Below are 18,712 nucleotides of genomic sequence, written 5' to 3'. Positions count from 1 at the left end.
AAGGATACATAATGAGTAGCGTAGATATTCTTGTTCCCGACCTGCCTGAATCCGTAGCAGATGCGACCGTCGCTACCTGGCACAAAAAACCAGGCGATGCCGTTAAGCGCGATGAAGTGCTGGTAGAAATCGAAACTGACAAAGTGGTACTGGAAGTACCGGCTTCGGCGGATGGCGTTCTGGACGCGGTGCTGGAAGATGAAGGCACCACCGTCACCTCTCGTCAGATCCTGGGGCGCCTGCGTGAAGGCAACAGCGCGGGCAAAGAGTCCAGCGCGAAGTCTGAAGAGAAAGCCTCTACGCCGGCTCAGCGCCAGCAGGCTTCTCTGGAAGAACAGTCTAACGACGCCCTCAGCCCGGCGATCCGTCGCCTGCTGGCTGAACACAGCCTTGACCCGGCAGCCATCAAAGGCACCGGTGTGGGCGGTCGTCTGACCCGCGAAGACATCGACAAGCATCTGGCAAAAGCGCCTGCTCAGGCAGAAGCGAAAGCCCCTGCGGCAGCTCCGGCAGCACAGCCTGCGCTGGGTGCCCGCAGCGAAAAACGCGTACCGATGACGCGCCTGCGCAAGCGCGTGGCCGAGCGTCTGCTGGAAGCGAAAAACTCCACCGCGATGCTGACCACCTTCAACGAAGTGAACATGAAGCCAATTATGGATCTGCGTAAGCAGTACGGTGACGCGTTTGAAAAACGTCACGGTATCCGTTTGGGCTTCATGTCCTTCTACGTCAAGGCGGTGGTTGAAGCGCTGAAACGCTACCCGGAAGTGAACGCCTCTATTGACGGCGATGACGTGGTTTACCACAACTACTTCGACGTCAGCATGGCGGTTTCTACCCCGCGTGGCCTGGTGACCCCGGTTCTGCGTGACGTGGATACCCTGGGTATGGCTGACATCGAGAAAAACATTAAAGAGCTGGCTGTGAAAGGCCGCGACGGCAAGCTGACCGTAGACGACCTGACCGGCGGTAACTTCACCATTACCAACGGCGGCGTATTTGGTTCGCTGATGTCTACCCCGATCATTAACCCGCCGCAGAGCGCGATCCTGGGTATGCATGCCATTAAAGATCGTCCTATGGCGGTAGACGGTAAAGTTGAGATCCTGCCGATGATGTACCTGGCGCTCTCTTACGACCACCGCCTGATCGACGGCCGCGAGTCCGTGGGCTTCCTGGTAGCGATTAAAGAGCTGCTGGAAGATCCAACGCGTCTGCTGCTGGACGTCTAGTAACGTTTTAGCGTCACCTGCCCTGTAGGCCGGATAAGCGTAGCGCCGGCCTACAGGTTTGAAGATAACGATTACCCTGAAGGATGGATAGAACACATGAACTTACATGAATATCAGGCCAAACAGCTGTTTGCCCGGTATGGCTTACCGGCGCCGGTGGGTTATGCCTGTACTACCCCGCGTGAAGCAGAAGAAGCCGCATCTAAAATCGGTTCCGGCCCGTGGGTAGTTAAATGTCAGGTTCACGCTGGCGGTCGCGGTAAAGCGGGCGGTGTGAAGGTTGTTAAGAGCAAAGAAGAAATTCGTGCGTTTGCTGAACATTGGCTCGGCAAACGTCTGGTAACGTACCAGACAGACGCGAACGGCCAGCCGGTTAACCAGATTCTGGTGGAAGCGGCGACCGACATCGCGAAAGAACTGTATCTGGGCGCGGTGGTTGACCGTAGCTCCCGTCGCGTGGTGTTCATGGCGTCTACCGAAGGCGGCGTGGAAATCGAAAAAGTGGCGGAAGAGACCCCGCATCTGATCCACAAAGTGGCTATCGATCCGCTGGCGGGCCCAATGCCTTACCAGGGTCGCGAGCTGGCGTTCAAACTGGGCCTGGAAGGCAAGCTGGTTCAGCAGTTCACCAAGATCTTCATGGGTCTGGCGAATATTTTCCTGGAGCGCGATCTGGCGCTGATCGAGATCAACCCGCTGGTGATCACCGCCCAGGGCGACCTGATCTGCCTCGACGGCAAGCTGGGCGCTGACGGCAACGCGCTGTTCCGCCAGTCCGATCTGCGCGAAATGCGCGATCAGTCTCAGGAAGATCCGCGTGAAGCGCAGGCTGCACAATGGGAGCTGAACTACGTGGCGCTGGATGGCAACATCGGCTGCATGGTTAACGGCGCAGGCCTGGCAATGGGCACCATGGACATTGTTAAGCTGCACGGCGGTGAGCCAGCTAACTTCCTCGACGTAGGCGGCGGCGCAACCAAAGAGCGCGTAACCGAAGCGTTCAAAATCATTCTCTCTGACGACAACGTGAAGGCCGTTCTGGTGAACATCTTCGGCGGCATCGTCCGTTGCGACCTGATCGCCGACGGTATCATCGGCGCGGTAGAAGAAGTGGGTGTTAACGTTCCGGTGGTTGTGCGTCTGGAAGGTAACAACGCTGAACTCGGCGCGAAAAAACTGGCTGACAGCGGCCTGAATATTATTGCAGCGAAAAGTCTGACGGATGCAGCTCAGCAGGTTGTTGCCGCAGTGGAGGGGAAATAATGTCAGTTTTAATTAATAAAGATACCAAGGTTATCTGCCAGGGCTTCACCGGTAGCCAGGGGACTTTCCACTCCGAACAGGCGATTGCCTACGGCACGCAGATGGTTGGCGGCGTAACGCCAGGTAAAGGCGGCACCACGCACCTGGGCCTGCCGGTGTTCAACACCGTGCGTGAAGCGGTAGAAGCGACGGGCGCAACCGCGACCGTGATCTACGTTCCGGCACCGTTCTGCAAAGACTCCATTCTGGAAGCGATCGACGCAGGCATCAAGCTGATCATCACTATCACCGAAGGCATCCCGACCCTGGATATGCTGACCGTGAAGGTGAAGCTGGACGAAGCAGGCGTGCGCATGATCGGCCCGAACTGCCCAGGCGTGATCACTCCGGGCGAATGCAAAATCGGCATTATGCCTGGCCATATTCACAAGCCGGGCAAAGTGGGCATCGTTTCCCGTTCCGGTACCCTGACCTATGAAGCGGTTAAGCAGACCACCGACTACGGCTTCGGCCAGTCCACCTGCGTGGGCATCGGCGGTGACCCAATCCCGGGATCTAACTTCATCGACATCCTGAAGCTGTTCCAGGAAGATCCGCAGACCGAAGCGATCGTGATGATCGGTGAGATCGGTGGTAGCGCGGAAGAAGAAGCGGCTGCTTATATCAAAGAACACGTAACCAAGCCTGTTGTCGGTTACATCGCGGGCGTGACCGCGCCGAAAGGCAAGCGTATGGGCCACGCGGGCGCGATCATCGCCGGCGGTAAAGGTACGGCTGATGAGAAGTTTGCTGCGCTGGAAGCCGCAGGCGTGAAGACCGTTCGCAGCCTGGCGGATATCGGCGAAGCACTGAAATCCATCATTAAGTAAGTCCTCTCTGCTCCCCGAACGGGGAGCGATGAAGTATAAAAATGTCCGTTTCGACATGGTTGGCCGCTGTAAAGCGGCCTTTTTTATTGCCTGCGTCTGGCGACGAGAGTGAACTTGTAGTCGTCGGTATTGAACACGTTGCGGCTGTATTCAAACACCCGTCCGTCCTTCAGGAACCCGCGGGAGACTTTTTCCAGGATCGGCTTTGCCGGATCGAGCGACAGCGCGGCGATCGCCTCCTCTGACGGCATGATCGGCATCAGCTCCTGCTCGCTGCGATCGATAACCAGCTTTTTGATCTGCTCAACGTAGTGATATTTCGAATTCTCCATCACTCCCCAGGTGAGGTCGGGAAACATGGCCAGCGGCATCCATGTCTCCTCCAGGTTCACCGGCTTCTGCTTGATGAAACGCACGCGCTTAACGTGCCAGACCTTATCTTCCACGCCAACCGCTAATGTTGCCGCCAGCCGCGCATCGGCTTTCACCACTTCAAAGATTTTGACATCACTGTGCGTATCGACATGACGATCCGCCAGCTTTTCGTAAAAGCCGGTGAGCTGATAAATATCGTAATTGACGCGCTCCTCTTTTTTTACATAAGAGCCGCTGCCCTGAATACTTTCGATGATCTGCTCATCGGCGAGCAGTTTCAGGGCCTGCCGCACGGTGACGCGGCTGACGCGAAACGCCTCCTGAAGACTGGACTCCGTCGGCAGCGCGTCTCCGGGTTTTAATTCCCCGGCGTTGATTTTCTCGCGGAACGCATCGGCTATCTGCCGGTACATCGGTTTGTTGCCCATTTTATCGCGCCTGCTTAATACCCTTTCAGGGAATTATGCATTCAACTGATGATTTGTAAATGATACAATTAAAATACAAATTTGGCTTTTAGTGAAAGTGATCACATAAATGTATTATCAGGTCTGCCAGAATCCTCTCCAGACAATAACTCTGTATAGGTGAGGATCTTTATGAACCTGACGACTCTGACCGATCCGCGTGCTGTTTGCGTTCAGGCGCAGTTTACCCGCCGGGATGAGGCAATCCGTCAGCTTACGGCGCGGCTGGTGGCGCTGGGCAAAATCGCTGATGCCGATGCGTTTCTGGAGGAGGTGTTTCATCGGGAATCGCTTGGGCCGACCGCGCTGGGTGAAGGACTGGCCGTTCCTCACGGTAAATCAGCCGTCGTGAAGGAGGCGGCTTTTGCCGTGGCAACTCTGCGAGAACCGCTTGCATGGGAAGGCGTGGACGGGCCGGAAGAGGTTGAGCTGGTTTTTCTGCTCGCCATTCCGCCAGCAGAAGCGGGTTCAACCCATATTCAGGTGCTGACGGAGTTGACGTCTCGCCTGGCGGATGACGATCTCAGGGCGCGCGTGATGGCTGCTACCACGGCGGAAGACGTGCTTGCTGCGCTTGAAGCTGCCCCTGACATGGAAGAGGCAGCCGTCGCGCTGAATGCCCCGACAATCGTCTGCGTGACCGCCTGTCCGGCCGGGATCGCGCATACCTATATGGCCGCAGAGTACCTGGAAAAAGCGGGACGCAAGCTTGGCGTCAACGTGGTGGTCGAAAAGCAGGGGGCGAACGGCATTGAGGGGCGCATCACCGCGCAGCAGTTGCAGGAGGCCAAAGCGTGCATCTTTGCGGCGGAAGTGGCGATCAAAGAGAACGAGCGTTTTCAGGGGATCCCCACCATTTCCGTGCCCGTCGCGGAGCCTCTGCGCCATGCTGAAGCGCTTATTGAGCGCGCGCTGGCGCTGCAGCCTGCATCCGATGCGCGTCCTGCGCATGTCGATACCGAAACGAAAAAGAGCGTTAAAACTGAACTCAAGCAGGCACTTCTCAGCGGTATCTCTTTTGCGGTGCCGCTGATCGTCGCTGGCGGTACGGTGCTGGCCGTGTCGGTACTGCTGGCGCAAATCCTGGGTCTGCAGCACCTGTTTGACCAGGAAAACTCGTGGCTGTGGATGTACCGCAAGCTTGGCGGCGGCATGCTCGGCATTCTGATGGTACCTGTTCTGGCGGCCTATACCGCGTATTCGCTGGCGGATAAACCTGCGCTGACGCCGGGTTTTGCGGCCGGTCTTGCTGCCAATATGATCGGCTCCGGTTTTCTGGGCGCTATCGTCGGTGGGCTGATCGCGGGCTATCTGATGCGCTGGGTGAAAAACCACATTCGGCTCAGTAGCCGCTATAACGGCTTTCTGACCTTTTATCTCTATCCGGTGATTGGCGTGCTGGGCGTGGGCAGCCTGATGCTGTTTGTGATTGGCGAACCGGTGGCCTGGCTCAATAACACGCTCACCGTCTGGCTTAACGGTCTCTCCGGCGCGAATGCGCTGCTTCTGGGGGCAATCCTCGGGTTTATGTGCTCATTCGATTTGGGTGGCCCGGTCAACAAAGCCTCTTACGCGTTTTGCCTGGGGGCGATGGCGAACGGCGTTTATGGTCCTTACGCAATCTTTGCCTCCGTCAAAATGGTCTCAGCCTTCACCGTCACGGCGTCGACGATGCTGGCGCCGAAGCTGTTTAAACCGTTTGAAATTGAAACCGGTAAATCAACGTGGCTGCTCGGCCTGGCGGGCATTACCGAAGGGGCGATCCCGATGGCGATTGAAGATCCGCTTCGCGTCATTGGCTCATTTGTACTTGGATCCATGGTGACAGGCGCGGCTGTCGGTGCGATGGGGATCGGGTTGTCTACCCCGGGGGCCGGGATTTTCTCTCTCTTTTTACTTCACGATGCCGGGTTGGGCGGTGTGGTTGCGGCGGCAGGCTGGTTTGGCGCGGCGCTGGCGGGGACCGCTGTCTCCACGTTTGTTCTGCTGCTCTGGCGACGTCAGGCGGTAAAAAAGGGCAAGTACCTCACAGAAGACGCCATACCGTAAAAACTCACAAAACAGGAAACGAAGATGAAAGCTGTATCTCGCGTTCATATCACGCCGCATATGCACTGGGACCGTGAGTGGTACTTCACCACTGAAGAGTCGCGCATTCTTCTGGTCAATAATATGGAAGAGATCCTGACCCGCCTGGAGCAGGACGACGAGTATAAATATTACGTCCTTGATGGCCAGACGGCGGTGCTGGAAGATTATTTTGCCGTCGTGCCCGAAAACCGCGCGCGGGTAAAGGCGCTTGTGGAGCGCGGAAAACTGATTATCGGCCCCTGGTATACCCAGACCGATACCACGATTGTCAGCGGCGAGTCGATTGTCCGCAACCTGATGTACGGCATCCGGGACTGTATGGTGTTCGGCGAGCCGATGAAGATCGGCTATCTGCCGGATTCGTTTGGTATGTCCGGCCAGCTTCCGCATATCTATAACGGATTTGGCATTACCCGGACGATGTTCTGGCGCGGCTGCTCGGAACGACACGGGACCGATAAAACCGAATTTCTCTGGCAGAGCCAGGACGGCAGTGAAGTCACGGCGCAGGTGCTGCCGCTGGGCTACGCGATTGGTAAGTACTTACCGGAGGACGAAGCCGGGCTGCGAAAACGGCTCGACAGCTATTTCGACGTTCTGGAAAAGGCCTCCGTCACCAAAGAGATTTTGCTGCCCAACGGTCACGATCAGATGCCGCTGCAGCAGAACATTTTCTCCGTGATGGATAAGCTGCGTGAAATCTATCCGCAGCGTCAATTTGTAATGAGCCGCTTTGAAGAGGTGTTTGACCACATTGAGGCACGCCGCGATGAACTGGCGACTCTGAAAGGGGAGTTTATCGACGGGAAATACATGCGCGTGCACCGGACAATCGGCTCCACGCGCATGGATATCAAAATTGCCCATGCGCGTATTGAGAACAAAATTGTCAACATCCTCGAACCGCTGGCAACGCTTGCATGGACGCTGGGCTTCGATTATCACCACGGCCTGCTGGAGAAGATGTGGAAAGAGATCCTTAAAAACCACGCTCACGACAGCATCGGCTGCTGCTGCAGCGACAAGGTGCATCGTGAGATTGTCTCTCGTTTTGAACTGGCTGAAGACATGGCAGATAACCTGGTGCGTTTCTATATGCGCAAGATTGTCGACAACATGCCACAAAGCGACGCCGACAAACTGGTGATGTTCAACCTGATGCCCTGGCCGCGTGAAGAGGTGATGAACACCACGATTCGACTGCGCGCCAGCCAGTTCCGTCTGTTGGATGATAAAGGCAACGAGATCCCGTATTTCATTCGCAGCGCGCGCGAGCTGGACCCTGGTCTCATTGACAGGCAGATTGTCCATTACGGTAATTATGAGCCGTTTATGGAGTTTGATATTCAGCTCAGCCAGATACTGCCGTCGATGGGCTACCGTACGCTGTTTATCGAGCCAAACGTGGCCGGGAAGGTGGTCTCTCCGGTGATAAACACCGAATCCTTGCTCGAAAACGCCTTCTGGCAGATTGATTTAAATAACGACGGTACGCTGCGCCTGCGCGACAAAGAAACCGGGCTGATTTATGACCGGGTGCTGGAAATCGAAGAGAGTTCGGATGATGGCGATGAATACGACTACTCGCCTTCGCGGGAAGAGTGGAGACTCACTTCAGCGCAGGGCGAGCATCAGGTCGAGGTTATACACGAAGGCTGGCAGAGCAGGGCGGTGATTCGCCATCAGATCGCGGTACCGGCTAATCTGGCCGAACGCGCGGCGGGTCAGCGAAGCGGGTCTCTCGGCGCTGAGGTTGAAATCACGCTTAGCCACCACAGCAGACGTATTGATGTGGCGGTGCGTCTGGATAATCAGGCTGACGACCACCGCGTCCGCGTGCTGATCCCTACGCCGTTTATGACAGAGGACGTGTTAGCGGATACCCAGTTTGGCACCCTCACTCGTCCGGTGCAGGACGCGGCGATGGAAAACTGGCAGGAGGAGGGGTGGAAAGAAGCGCCGGTTCCCGTCTGGAATTTACTCAACTATGCCATCCTGCAGGAAAAACGAAACGGGCTTGCGCTGTTCACCGAAGGACTACGCGAGTTTGAAGTAGTAGGCGAGGATAAAAAAGCCTTTGCCCTGACCCTGCTGCGCGGCGTGGGGTTACTCGGCAAAGAAGATTTGCTGTTGCGCCCCGGTAGGCCTTCAGGAATCAAAATGCCTGTTCCTGACTCCCAGGTGCGCGGTTCGTTAAGCTGTCGCTTTAGCCTCTTCAGCTTCAGTGGAACGCCGGAAAACGCGGGCGTCGCGCAGCAGGCTAAATCGTGGTTAACGCCGGTGCAGTGCTATAACAAAATTCCCTGGGACGCGATGAAGCTCAATCGCTCGTCGTGTACCACGCCGGAAAGTTACAGCCTGCTGGCGCTTTCGCCCACGGGATGCGTGCTCAGTACGCTCAAAAAGGCTGAAGATCGAGACGAGCTCATTCTTCGTCTGTTCAACCCTTCCGAGTCCAGCGCATGTGACGCGACGTTATCCGTGGATCCGATCGTGAAACGGTGCTGCGAAACGGACATGAATGAACGGATAAAAGACAATCGTGAAGAAGAGGGCATCGTCGGGGCGTTCAGACCGGGACAGTCACGAACCTTCAGCATTCTTCTTGCCTGAAAACCGCTGACACGATCAAAAGGCCGCAGAGTTTGCGGCCTTTTTTCATTAAATAGTCACGCTTCGGTGTTAACTTCCGGGATAATAAAAGTAAATCAAATGTAATTTCTAAGAGTTGCAAAAACAGAATGGAAAAATAAACTGGCCCAGCTACGCTTATTGTTTGTCCCGCTTCGACAGGGCATTTTTCTCTCACGTTAATTAAAATCACTTCTGTTTATATTTTTTTTGGTCTTCGATAACCAATCGCATCTTTGCATGCACATATCATTAACATGGTTTTTACCATTCTCACCGCAGCTAAACATGATTAACATCAAGACCGGTTTTTGATTTAAATCAAAGTTTAATGCTTGGAAAAAGATGCCGAAAAGCGCTAAATTGTCCCCGATCAAAATGGCCGAAAAGTGGTAATTTTGCTATAAATTGATCGCCGTCGAAAAACGTAAATGTGATTCAATAAAAACCTGTTTATTGTAAGGGTTTTGCAGCGTATTATATTTGCGGGATCAATTTGAGTTTTTTATTAACCTATTTGTAACCTGTCGTCATCGTTTTTATCCTTCTCCAGGGTAATAACGACGACCAGGATGCGAATAATTTGTATTGGGGCATGCGTGTGAATCTCTTTCTAACGGGGTTCACTCTCGGAGTCTTCATGCGATGAGCAAGGAGTCATAATGTTAGACGTAGTCGAACTGTCGCGCTTACAGTTTGCCTTGACCGCGATGTACCACTTCCTGTTTGTGCCGCTGACGCTCGGTATGGCGTTCCTGCTGGCAATTATGGAAACGGTTTACGTCCTCTCCGGCAAACAGATTTATAAAGATATGACCAAGTTCTGGGGCAAGTTGTTCGGTATCAACTTCGCGCTGGGCGTGGCAACCGGTTTGACCATGGAGTTTCAGTTCGGGACTAACTGGTCTTACTATTCCCACTATGTAGGGGATATCTTCGGTGCGCCGCTGGCCATTGAAGGCCTGATGGCCTTCTTCCTCGAATCCACCTTTGTAGGTCTGTTCTTCTTCGGTTGGGACCGTCTGGGTAAAGTCCAGCACATGGCCGTAACCTGGCTGGTGGCATTAGGTTCGAACCTGTCCGCGCTGTGGATCCTGGTGGCGAACGGCTGGATGCAGAACCCGATCGCGTCTGACTTCAACTTCGAAACCATGCGTATGGAGATGGTCAGCTTTGCCGAGCTGGTCCTGAACCCGGTTGCTCAGGTTAAATTTGTTCACACCGTGGCATCTGGCTACGTGTGCGGCGCGATGTTCGTGTTGGGTATCAGCTCCTACTATATGCTGCGCGGTCGTGACTTCGCGTTTGCCAAGCGCTCCTTTGCTATCGCTGCAAGCTTCGGTATGGCTGCAATCCTCTCCGTTATCGTTCTGGGTGATGAATCCGGTTACGAAATGGGTGACGTGCAGAAAACCAAACTGGCCGCTATCGAAGCCGAATGGGAAACCCAGCCGGCACCTGCTGCCTTTACGCTGTTCGGTATTCCCGATCAGGACGCGCAGGAAAACCGCTTCGCCATCCAAATTCCTTACGCGCTGGGTATCATCGCAACCCGTTCTGTCGATAAGCAGGTAACGGGTCTGAAGGAGCTGATGGTTCAGCACGAAGAGCGTATCCGTAACGGTATGAAGGCTTACTCGCTGCTGGAACAGCTGCGTGCCGGCTCTACCGATCAGGCCGTTCGCGATCAATTTAACGACGTGAAGAAAGACCTGGGCTACGGTTTGTTGCTGAAACGTTATACCCCGAACGTTTCTGATGCGACGGAAGCACAGATTCAGATGGCGACCAAAGACTCGATTCCACGCGTTGCGCCACTGTACTTCGCATTCCGTATCATGGTGGGCTGCGGCATCATCATGCTGCTGATCATTGCGGCGTCCTTCTGGTCCGTGATTCGTAACCGCATCGGCGAGAAAAAATGGCTGCTGCGCACCGCGCTGTACGGTATTCCACTGCCGTGGATCGCGATTGAATCCGGCTGGTTTGTAGCGGAGTATGGCCGTCAGCCATGGGCGATTGGTGAGGTACTGCCAACGGCGGTAGCGAACTCTTCCCTGACGGCAGGCGACCTGATCTTCTCCATGCTGCTGATCTGTGGTCTGTACACCCTGTTCCTGGTGGCTGAACTGTTCCTGATGTTCAAGTTCGCGCGCCTTGGCCCAAGCAGCCTGAAAACCGGTCGCTATCACTACGAGCAGTCCACTGTGACTACTCAGCCGGCACGCTAAGACAGGAGTCATCAAATGATCGATTATGAAGTATTGCGTTTTATCTGGTGGCTGCTGGTTGGCGTTCTGCTGATCGGTTTCGCCGTCACGGATGGTTTCGACATGGGGGTGGGGATGCTCACCCGTTTCCTCGGTCGTAATGACACCGAGCGTCGAATCATGATTAACTCCATCGCCCCTCACTGGGACGGTAACCAGGTGTGGCTGATCACCGCAGGCGGCGCGCTGTTCGCTGCCTGGCCGATGGTCTACGCGGCTGCGTTCTCCGGCTTCTATGTGGCGATGATTCTGGTGCTGGCCTCTTTATTCTTCCGTCCGGTCGGTTTCGACTACCGTTCCAAGATTGAAGATACCCGCTGGCGCAACATGTGGGACTGGGGCATCTTCATTGGTAGCTTCGTTCCACCGCTGGTGATTGGTGTGGCATTCGGTAACCTGCTGCAGGGCGTACCGTTCCACCTCGATGAATACATGCGTCTTTATTACACCGGCAACTTCTTCCAGCTGCTGAATCCGTTTGGCCTGCTGGCCGGTGTGGTGAGCGTGGCGATGATCATCACTCAGGGCGCAACTTACCTGCAGATGCGTACTGTGGGTGAACTGCACCTGCGTTCCCGTGCTACTGCTCAGGTGGCGGCACTGGTGACGCTGGTTTGCTTCGCTCTGGCAGGCGTGTGGGTGGTGTACGGTATTGATGGCTACGTGGTGACGTCTGCGATTAACCACTCGGCACCGTCTAACCCGCTGACCAAAGAAGTGGCGCGTCAGGCTGGTGCATGGCTGGTGAACTTCAACAATACCCCTGCGCTGTGGGCGATCCCGGCTCTGGGCGTGCTGCTGCCGCTGCTGACCGTGCTGACGTCTCGTCTGGAGAAAGGTGCTCTGGCGTTCGTGTTCTCTTCACTGACGCTGGCGTGCATCATCCTGACGGCGGGTATTGCCATGTTCCCATTCGTCATGCCATCCAGCACCATGCTGAATGCTAGCCTGACCATGTGGGATGCAACCTCCAGCCATATGACGCTGAACTTAATGACTTACGTTGCTTGCGTGTTCGTTCCGATTGTTCTGGCCTACACCATCTGGTGTTACTGGAAAATGTTCGGTCGTATCACCAAAGAACATATCGAAAGCAACACCCACTCTATGTACTAAGTAAGGAGCTGAATATGTGGTATTTCGCATGGATTTTAGGGACGCTTCTTGCCTGTGCTTTTGGTGTCATCACTGCCCTGGCGCTTGAGCACGTCGAAGCGACCAAAGCGGGTGAAGAAAAACACTGATGAATATTATCGCGAAGCTTTACGCGGTAATGGATAAGCGCCCGTTACGGGCGCTTTCTTTAGTGATGGCATTACTGCTGGCAGGCTGTATCTTCTGGGACCCGTCGCGCTTTGCGGCAAAGACCAGCGAGCTTGAGATCTGGCACGGCTTCCTCATCATGTGGGCGGTGTGCGCAGGTGTGATCCACGGCGTGGGCTTTCGTCCGAAAGCCGTTCACTGGCAGGGAATTTTTTGCCCGCTGATTGCCGATCTGGTGCTTCTCGCCGGTTTGATTTTCTTCTTCCTCTGAATAAGAAATGTCCGTTAACGTTATGGGCTTACCCGAGCCCATAAAAATTTACTCTCCGTTTACTTTCCCCCATTCCAAACCATCTTCCCCGCGCGTATAGTAGCGAAGTTTAAAAGCTCTAACTTTTGTTGCATTACTGGGATGTAAAGTGAATACAACGCTGTTTCGATGGCCGGTTCGTGTCTATTACGAAGATACCGATGCCGGTGGTGTGGTTTACCACGCCAGCTACGTTGCTTTTTATGAACGGGCACGCACAGAGATGCTGCGCCATCATCACTTTAGTCAACAGGTGCTGTTGGCTGAGCGAGTTGCCTTCGTGGTACGCAAGATGACGCTTGAGTATTTTGCGCCTGCCAGACTCGACGATATGCTCGAAGTCCAAACTGAAATTACATCAATGCGCGGGACCTCACTGGTTTTCACGCAGCGGATAGTCAACGCAGAGAACACCGTACTGAACTCAGCTGAAGTACTGATTGTTTGTGTTGATCCAACCATAATGAAGCCTCGTGCGCTTCCTAAGTCTATTGTCGCGGAGTTTAAGCAGTGACTGACATGAATATCCTTGATTTGTTCCTGAAGGCAAGCCTTCTGGTTAAACTTATCATGTTGATTTTGATTGGTTTTTCAATCGCATCCTGGGCCATCATCATCCAGAGAACGCGTATCCTCAATGCTGCTGGCCGTGAAGCGGAAGCATTTGAAGATAAGTTCTGGTCGGGTATTGAACTTTCTCGCCTGTATCAGGAGAGCCAGGGACGCCGTGAAAACCTGACCGGCTCCGAACAAATTTTCTATAGCGGATTCAAAGAGTTCGCTCGTCTGCATCGGGCAAACAATCATGCGCCGGAAGCCGTCGTGGAAGGGGCATCGCGTGCGATGCGTATCTCCATGAACCGCGAGCTGGAAAATCTTGAAACGCACATTCCTTTCCTCGGTACCGTGGGTTCTATCAGCCCGTATATCGGTCTGTTTGGTACCGTGTGGGGGATCATGCACGCCTTTATCGCGCTGGGCGCGGTGAAGCAGGCGACGTTGCAGATGGTTGCACCGGGTATCGCTGAAGCACTGATTGCGACCGCTATCGGTCTGTTTGCGGCAATTCCGGCGGTAATGGCTTACAACCGTCTGAACCAGCGCGTGAACAAACTGGAACTGAACTACGACAACTTTATGGAAGAGTTCACCGCGATTCTGCACCGTCAGGCGTTTACCAGCACCGAGAGCAACAAGGGGTAAACCATGGCCAGATCGCGTGGACGAGGTCGTCGCGAGCTCAAGTCCGAAATCAATATCGTGCCACTGCTGGACGTTCTGTTGGTACTGCTGCTGATCTTCATGGCAACAGCGCCCATCATTACCCAGAGTGTGGAAGTCGATCTGCCGGATGCGACAGAATCACAGGCGGTGAGCACCAATGACGATCCTCCGGTCATCATTGAAGTTTCCGGCGTAGGGCAGTACAGCGTGGTGGTAGAAAAAGATCGTATGGATCAGCTGCCACCTGAGCAGGTTATTGCCGAAGCGCAGCGTCGCCTGGAGTCAAATCCGAAAACGGTCTTCTTAATCGGTGGCGCGAAAGACGTACCCTACGATGAAATTATTAAAGCGCTGAACTTGCTACATAGTGCGGGTGTTAAGTCAGTTGGCTTAATGACTCAACCTATTTGATCATCCGCGTAGTTTTTGGGAACCGATAGTGTCAAAGGCAACCGAACAGAACGACAAGCTTAAGCGAGCGATAATCGTCTCCGCAGTGCTGCACGTTATTCTTTTTGCAGCGCTGATCTGGAGTTCGTTCGACGAGCATATTGATGCATCAGCAGGCGGCGGTGGAGGGTCTTCCATTGACGCCGTAATGGTGGATCCCGGTGCGGTAGTGCAAAACTATAATCGCGAACAACAGCAGAAGGCGAGTGCCAAACGGGCTGAAGAGCAGCGTGAAAAACAGGCGCAACAGCAGGCGGAAGAGCTGCGTGAGAAGCAGGCCGCCGAGCAGGAGCGTTTGAAGCAGCTTGAGAAAGAACGTTTGCAGGCGCAGGAAGCTGCGAAAGCGCAGGCGGAACAGCAGAAGCAAGCCGAAGAGGCCGCGAAGAAAGCGCAGGAACAGCAAAAGCAGGCGGAAGAGGCGGCAGCAAAAGCCGCAGCGGATGCCAAAGCGCAGGCTGATGCCCAGGCAAAATTAGCGGCAGAAGCGGCGAAGAAAGCGGCTGCCGATGCCCAGAAGAAAGCTGAGGCCGAAGCCGCGAAGAAAGCCGCTGCGGATGCCCAGAAGAAAGCCGAAGCGGAAGCCGCGAAGAAAGCCGCTGCTGACGCACAGAAGAAAGCTGAAGCCGAAGCCGCGAAGAAAGCCGCTCAGGACGCAGAGAAGAAAGCGGCTGCCGAGGCTGCGAAGAAAGCCGCTGCGGCTGAGAAGGCTGCTGCCGAAAAAGCTGCCGCCGCTGAAAAAGCCGCTGCTGATAAAAAAGCTGCAGCTGAGAAGGCCGCTGCCGATAAGAAAGCAGCTGCTGAAAAAGCGGCTGCTAAAAAGGCTGCTGCCGCTGAAAAAGCCGCGGCCGCCGCAGGGGTTGACGATCTGCTGGGGGATTTAAGCTCCGGTAAGAATGCACCGAAAACGGGCGGTGGCGCGAAAGGAAACAACGCAGCGCCGACCGGAAGTGGTAACACTAAGAGTAACGGTGCGACAGGGGCTGAAATCAACGGCTATGCCGCGCAGATTAAATCGGCGATTGAAAGCCGGTTCTACGATGCGTCTTCCTATGCCGGTAAAACGTGTACGCTGCGTATAAAACTGGCTCCGGATGGCATGCTGCTTGATATTAAGTCTGAAGGTGGCGACCCGGCTTTATGTACTGCGGCTCTGGCTGCAGCGCGTCAGGCGAAGATGCCTAAACCGCCTTCTCAGGCAGTCTACGAAGTCTTCAAAAATGCGCCGCTGGACTTCAAACCTTAAGTTACATTTTCCCCGTGCAAACGGGGAAAAATAGACCAGGTTTAGTCACAGGGTTCGGGTAGTTTTGTCTATTTGAGTTTGTTAACATTCTGCTAAATTATCGTGGGTAAGGTTACCCGGATAAGGGAGATATGATGAAGCAGGCATTACGTGTAGCATTTAGTTTTTTAATGCTGTGGGCAGCAGTCCTGCACGCAGAAGTACGTATCGAGATCACCCAGGGGGTGGACTCGGCACGCCCAATCGGTGTTGTTCCGTTCCAGTGGGCCGGTCCTGGCGCTGCACCTGAAGATGCCGGTGGCATCGTGGCGGCTGACCTGCGTAACAGCGGTAAATTCAACCCGTTAGATCGTTCTCGTCTGCCGCAGCAGCCGGGCAGTGCGCAGGAAGTCCAGCCTGCTGCATGGTCTGCGCTGGGTATCGATGCCGTGGTGGTGGGGCAGGTTACGCCTAACCCGGACGGTTCTTACAACGTGGCCTGGCAGCTGGTAGATACCGGCGGTGCACCGGGTACCGTTCTGGCACAGAACTCTTACAAGGTCACTAAACAGTACCTGCGCTACGCGGCACACGCGGCCAGCGACGCGGTATTCGAAAAGCTGACCGGTATTAAAGGTGCGTTCCGTACCCGTATCGCATATGTGGTACAGACCAACGGCGGTCAGTTCCCGTACGAGCTGCGCGTCTCTGACTACGACGGTTACAACCAGTTCCTGGTGAAACGCTCTTCACAGCCGCTAATGTCTCCAGCCTGGTCTCCGGACGGGTCTAAACTGGCCTACGTGACCTTCGAAAGTGGCCGTTCTGCGCTGGTTATCCAGACGCTGGCTAACGGTGCGGTGCGTCAGGTAGCGTCGTTCCCACGTCACAACGGTGCGCCTTCCTTCTCTCCAGATGGGTCTAAACTGGCGTTTGCGCTTTCTAAAACCGGTAGCCTGAACCTGTACGTGATGGACATTGGCTCCGGCCAGATCCGTCAGGTGACCGACGGTCGCAGCAACAATACTGAACCATCATGGTTCCCGGACAGCCAAAACCTGGCGTTTACCTCTGACCAGGCTGGCCGTCCACAAATCTATAAAGTGAACATCAACGGCGGTGCTCCGCAGCGTATCACCTGGGAAGGCTCTCAGAACCAGAACGCAGACGTGAGCAGTGACGGTAAATTCATGGTAATGGTCAGCTCCAACGGTGGGCAGCAGCACATTGCCAAACAAGATCTGGTAGCGGGTGGCGTTCAAGTTCTGTCGTCAACGTTCCTGGATGAAACGCCAAGTCTGGCACCTAACGGCACTATGGTAATCTACAGCTCTTCTCAGGGGATGGGATCTGTGCTGAATCTGGTTTCTACAGATGGGCGTTTCAAAGCGCGTATTCCGGCCACTGATGGACAGGTAAAATCACCTGCCTGGTCGCCGTATCTGTAAATAATAATTAATTGATTACTAAAGGAATCATAGAAATGCAACTGAACAAAGTGCTGAAGGGGCTGATGATCGCTCTGCCTGTAATGGCAATCGCAGCGTGTTCTTCTAACAAGAACGCCAGCAATGACCAGAGCGGCGAAGGCATGATGGGTGCCGGTACCGGTATGGACGCGAACGGCAATGGCAACATGTCTTCTGAAGAGCAAGCGCGTCTTCAGATGCAGCAGCTGCAGCAGAACAACATCGTTTACTTCGATCTGGATAAATACGACATCCGTTCTGACTTCGCTGCGATGCTGGATGCTCACGCTAACTTCCTGCGTAGCAACCCATCTTACAAAGTCACCGTAGAAGGTCACGCGGACGAACGTGGTACTCCAGAGTACAACATCTCCCTGGGTGAACGTCGTGCTAACGCCGTTAAGATGTACCTGCAGGGTAAAGGCGTTTCTGCTGACCAGATCTCCATCGTTTCTTACGGTAAAGAAAAACCGGCAGTACTGGGTCACGACGAAGCGGCTTACTCCAAAAACCGTCGTGCCGTACTGGTTTACTAAGAGAATTGCATGAGCAGTAACTTCAGACATCATCTGTTGAGTCTGTCGTTACTGGTTGGAATAGCGGCCCCCTGGGCCGCTTTTGCTCAGGCACCAATCAGTAGTGTCGGCTCAGGCTCGGTAGAAGACCGGGTCACTCAGCTCGAGCGTATTTCTAACGCTCACAGTCAGCTTTTAACCCAACTCCAGCAGCAACTTTCCGATAACCAAAACGATATTGACTCTCTCCGTGGTCAGATTCAGGAAAGTCAGTATCAGCTTAACCAGGTTGTGGAACGTCAGAAGCAAATTTTATTGCAGATAGATAGCCTCAGCAGCGGCGGTGCAGCAGCACAACCCGCAGCGGGCGATCAAAGCGGCGCGGCAACCTCAGCGCCTGCGCCGTCTGCTGATGCTTCAGCCTCAACAGGAGCGCCTGTACAGAGCGGTGACGCGAATACGGATTACAATGCGGCCATTGCCCTGGTGCAGGATAAATCTCGTCAGGATGACGCGCTCGCTGCGTTTCAGAACTTTATCAAGAAATACCCTGACTCAACCTATCAGCCAAATGCGAATTACTGGCTCGGTCAGTTGAATTACAACAAGGGTAAAAAGGACGATGCGGCGTTTTATTTTGCCTCCGTGGTAAAAAATTACCCGAAATCGCCGAAAGCGCCAGATGCGATGTTTAAGGTTGGCGTGATCATGCAGGACAAAGGCGACACGGCGAAAGCCAAAGCGGTTTATCAGCAGGTGGTCGCAAAATTCCCGGGCACCGAAGGTGCTAAGCAGGCGCAAAAACGCCTGAATTCGATGGGATGATTATCGCATGACCAGAAATCGCGTTATTTCTGGTCGTGCAGCATGATTACTAAGCAGTTAAGTGATCTTCATCGAAATTTTTGTTGCGCAGAATTCTTAAATCAGTAATATATGCCGCCGTTGCCACGGGATATCAAACAACGTGAAAGCAGCATAAAAGTGGGTCGTTAGCTCAGTTGGTAGAGCAGTTGACTTTTAATCAATTGGTCGCAGGTTCGAATCCTGCACGACCCACC

The 18,712-nt window shown here is 54.3% G+C and carries 17 protein-coding genes and 1 tRNA gene; 17 read left to right on the top strand and 1 reads right to left on the bottom strand.

Annotated elements, in window-relative coordinates; genetic code table 11:
• The first annotated feature begins 11 nt into the window (after positions 1 to 11).
• The 3 genes from odhB (at position 12) to sucD (ending at position 3,364) form a co-directional block, all read left to right on the top strand.
• Positions 12 to 1,232 (top strand): 2-oxoglutarate dehydrogenase complex dihydrolipoyllysine-residue succinyltransferase, encoded by a 1,221-nt coding sequence (gene odhB / locus IM299_RS20385; RefSeq protein WP_008501093.1) that lies wholly within the window; start codon positions 12 to 14, stop codon positions 1,230 to 1,232.
• 96 nt (positions 1,233 to 1,328) lie between these two features.
• Positions 1,329 to 2,495 (top strand): ADP-forming succinate--CoA ligase subunit beta, encoded by a 1,167-nt coding sequence (gene sucC, locus IM299_RS20380; protein WP_193358016.1) that lies wholly within the window; start codon positions 1,329 to 1,331, stop codon positions 2,493 to 2,495.
• Complete coding sequence (gene sucD, locus IM299_RS20375) at positions 2,495 to 3,364, top strand: succinate--CoA ligase subunit alpha (protein ID WP_008501094.1); 870 nt, start codon at positions 2,495 to 2,497, stop codon at positions 3,362 to 3,364. The genes sucC and sucD overlap by 1 nt, the downstream gene beginning before the upstream one ends.
• Positions 3,365 to 3,447: 83 nt before the next feature.
• On the opposite strand, the gene IM299_RS20370 is transcribed toward sucD, so the two are convergent.
• Positions 3,448 to 4,167: a GntR family transcriptional regulator gene (locus tag IM299_RS20370; RefSeq protein WP_193358015.1), complete on the bottom strand. Its 720-nt coding sequence runs from the start codon at positions 4,165 to 4,167 to the stop codon at positions 3,448 to 3,450.
• A 171-nt stretch (positions 4,168 to 4,338) separates the two neighbouring features.
• On the opposite strand from IM299_RS20370, the gene mngA reads away from it, so the two are divergent.
• The 14 genes from mngA to IM299_RS20300 all read left to right on the top strand — a co-directional run bounded on the left by mngA (position 4,339) and on the right by IM299_RS20300 (position 18,710).
• Positions 4,339 to 6,255, top strand: coding sequence for a PTS 2-O-a-mannosyl-D-glycerate transporter subunit IIABC (gene mngA / locus IM299_RS20365; RefSeq protein WP_193358014.1), 1,917 nt, complete (start codon positions 4,339 to 4,341; stop codon positions 6,253 to 6,255).
• 24 nt (positions 6,256 to 6,279) lie between these two features.
• Positions 6,280 to 8,910, top strand: coding sequence for a mannosylglycerate hydrolase (mngB, locus tag IM299_RS20360; RefSeq protein WP_193358013.1), 2,631 nt, complete (start codon positions 6,280 to 6,282; stop codon positions 8,908 to 8,910).
• Between the two features lie 680 nt (positions 8,911 to 9,590).
• Entirely contained in the window at positions 9,591 to 11,159 is a 1,569-nt protein-coding gene (gene cydA / locus IM299_RS20355; protein ID WP_028012385.1) for a cytochrome ubiquinol oxidase subunit I, read from the top strand.
• Between the two features lie 15 nt (positions 11,160 to 11,174).
• Positions 11,175 to 12,314 (top strand): cytochrome d ubiquinol oxidase subunit II, encoded by a 1,140-nt coding sequence (gene cydB, locus IM299_RS20350; RefSeq protein WP_028012386.1) that lies wholly within the window; start codon positions 11,175 to 11,177, stop codon positions 12,312 to 12,314.
• A gap of 14 nt (positions 12,315 to 12,328) precedes the next feature.
• A complete protein-coding gene (gene cydX, locus IM299_RS20345; RefSeq protein ID WP_003858598.1) occupies positions 12,329 to 12,442 on the top strand; it encodes a cytochrome bd-I oxidase subunit CydX in 114 nt (37 codons plus the stop codon).
• Positions 12,442 to 12,732, top strand: coding sequence for a cyd operon protein YbgE (gene ybgE, locus IM299_RS20340; protein WP_100170590.1), 291 nt, complete (start codon positions 12,442 to 12,444; stop codon positions 12,730 to 12,732). Before cydX ends, ybgE begins: the two co-directional genes overlap by 1 nt.
• Before the next feature lie 148 nt (positions 12,733 to 12,880).
• A complete protein-coding gene (gene ybgC, locus IM299_RS20335) occupies positions 12,881 to 13,285 on the top strand; it encodes a tol-pal system-associated acyl-CoA thioesterase (RefSeq protein WP_003858593.1) in 405 nt (134 codons plus the stop codon).
• Positions 13,282 to 13,974 (top strand): Tol-Pal system protein TolQ, encoded by a 693-nt coding sequence (gene tolQ, locus IM299_RS20330; protein WP_008501101.1) that lies wholly within the window; start codon positions 13,282 to 13,284, stop codon positions 13,972 to 13,974. Before ybgC ends, tolQ begins: the two co-directional genes overlap by 4 nt.
• Before the next feature lie 3 nt (positions 13,975 to 13,977).
• Positions 13,978 to 14,406, top strand: coding sequence for a colicin uptake protein TolR (gene tolR / locus IM299_RS20325; RefSeq protein WP_003858589.1), 429 nt, complete (start codon positions 13,978 to 13,980; stop codon positions 14,404 to 14,406).
• A 28-nt stretch (positions 14,407 to 14,434) separates the two neighbouring features.
• Positions 14,435 to 15,688 (top strand): cell envelope integrity protein TolA, encoded by a 1,254-nt coding sequence (tolA, locus tag IM299_RS20320; RefSeq protein WP_028012388.1) that lies wholly within the window; start codon positions 14,435 to 14,437, stop codon positions 15,686 to 15,688.
• Between the two features lie 134 nt (positions 15,689 to 15,822).
• The gene (gene tolB, locus IM299_RS20315; protein ID WP_013097529.1) at positions 15,823 to 17,115 is read left to right on the top strand and encodes a Tol-Pal system beta propeller repeat protein TolB; all 1,293 of its coding nucleotides are present in this window, start codon (positions 15,823 to 15,825) and stop codon (positions 17,113 to 17,115) included.
• Between the two features lie 35 nt (positions 17,116 to 17,150).
• Positions 17,151 to 17,672: a peptidoglycan-associated lipoprotein Pal gene (gene pal / locus IM299_RS20310; protein WP_003858578.1), complete on the top strand. Its 522-nt coding sequence runs from the start codon at positions 17,151 to 17,153 to the stop codon at positions 17,670 to 17,672.
• A 9-nt stretch (positions 17,673 to 17,681) separates the two neighbouring features.
• On the top strand, positions 17,682 to 18,476 hold the full coding sequence (cpoB, locus tag IM299_RS20305) for a cell division protein CpoB (RefSeq protein WP_028012389.1): 795 nt from the start codon (positions 17,682 to 17,684) through the stop codon (positions 18,474 to 18,476).
• 161 nt (positions 18,477 to 18,637) lie between these two features.
• Positions 18,638 to 18,710, top strand: a tRNA-Lys gene (locus IM299_RS20300).
• Positions 18,711 to 18,712 lie beyond the last annotated feature (2 nt).

The organism is Enterobacter cloacae complex sp. P47BA, from assembly GCF_014930485.1.
Classification (GTDB): Bacteria; Pseudomonadota; Gammaproteobacteria; order Enterobacterales; family Enterobacteriaceae; genus Enterobacter; species Enterobacter bugandensis.
The sequence above is the reverse complement of the archived record's forward strand: the minus strand, read 5'-3'. Positions and strand labels throughout refer to the sequence as shown.

Excerpts from the sequence above, each read along its gene's own strand:
- pal (WP_003858578.1), top strand. The coding sequence starts at position 17,151 with ATGCAACTGAACAAAGTGCTGAAGGGGCTGATGATCGCTCTGCCTGTA.
- tolB (WP_013097529.1), top strand. The coding sequence starts at position 15,823 with ATGAAGCAGGCATTACGTGTAGCATTTAGTTTTTTAATGCTGTGGGCA.
- cydX (WP_003858598.1), top strand. The coding sequence starts at position 12,329 with ATGTGGTATTTCGCATGGATTTTAGGGACGCTTCTTGCCTGTGCTTTT.
- sucD (WP_008501094.1), top strand. The coding sequence starts at position 2,495 with ATGTCAGTTTTAATTAATAAAGATACCAAGGTTATCTGCCAGGGCTTC.
- mngA (WP_193358014.1), top strand. The coding sequence starts at position 4,339 with ATGAACCTGACGACTCTGACCGATCCGCGTGCTGTTTGCGTTCAGGCG.
- cydB (WP_028012386.1), top strand. The coding sequence starts at position 11,175 with ATGATCGATTATGAAGTATTGCGTTTTATCTGGTGGCTGCTGGTTGGC.
- cpoB (WP_028012389.1), top strand. The coding sequence starts at position 17,682 with ATGAGCAGTAACTTCAGACATCATCTGTTGAGTCTGTCGTTACTGGTT.
- tolR (WP_003858589.1), top strand. The coding sequence starts at position 13,978 with ATGGCCAGATCGCGTGGACGAGGTCGTCGCGAGCTCAAGTCCGAAATC.
- odhB (WP_008501093.1), top strand. The coding sequence starts at position 12 with ATGAGTAGCGTAGATATTCTTGTTCCCGACCTGCCTGAATCCGTAGCA.
- ybgE (WP_100170590.1), top strand. The coding sequence starts at position 12,442 with ATGAATATTATCGCGAAGCTTTACGCGGTAATGGATAAGCGCCCGTTA.
- sucC (WP_193358016.1), top strand. The coding sequence starts at position 1,329 with ATGAACTTACATGAATATCAGGCCAAACAGCTGTTTGCCCGGTATGGC.
- IM299_RS20370 (WP_193358015.1), bottom strand. The coding sequence starts at position 4,167 with ATGGGCAACAAACCGATGTACCGGCAGATAGCCGATGCGTTCCGCGAG.
- cydA (WP_028012385.1), top strand. The coding sequence starts at position 9,591 with ATGTTAGACGTAGTCGAACTGTCGCGCTTACAGTTTGCCTTGACCGCG.
- mngB (WP_193358013.1), top strand. The coding sequence starts at position 6,280 with ATGAAAGCTGTATCTCGCGTTCATATCACGCCGCATATGCACTGGGAC.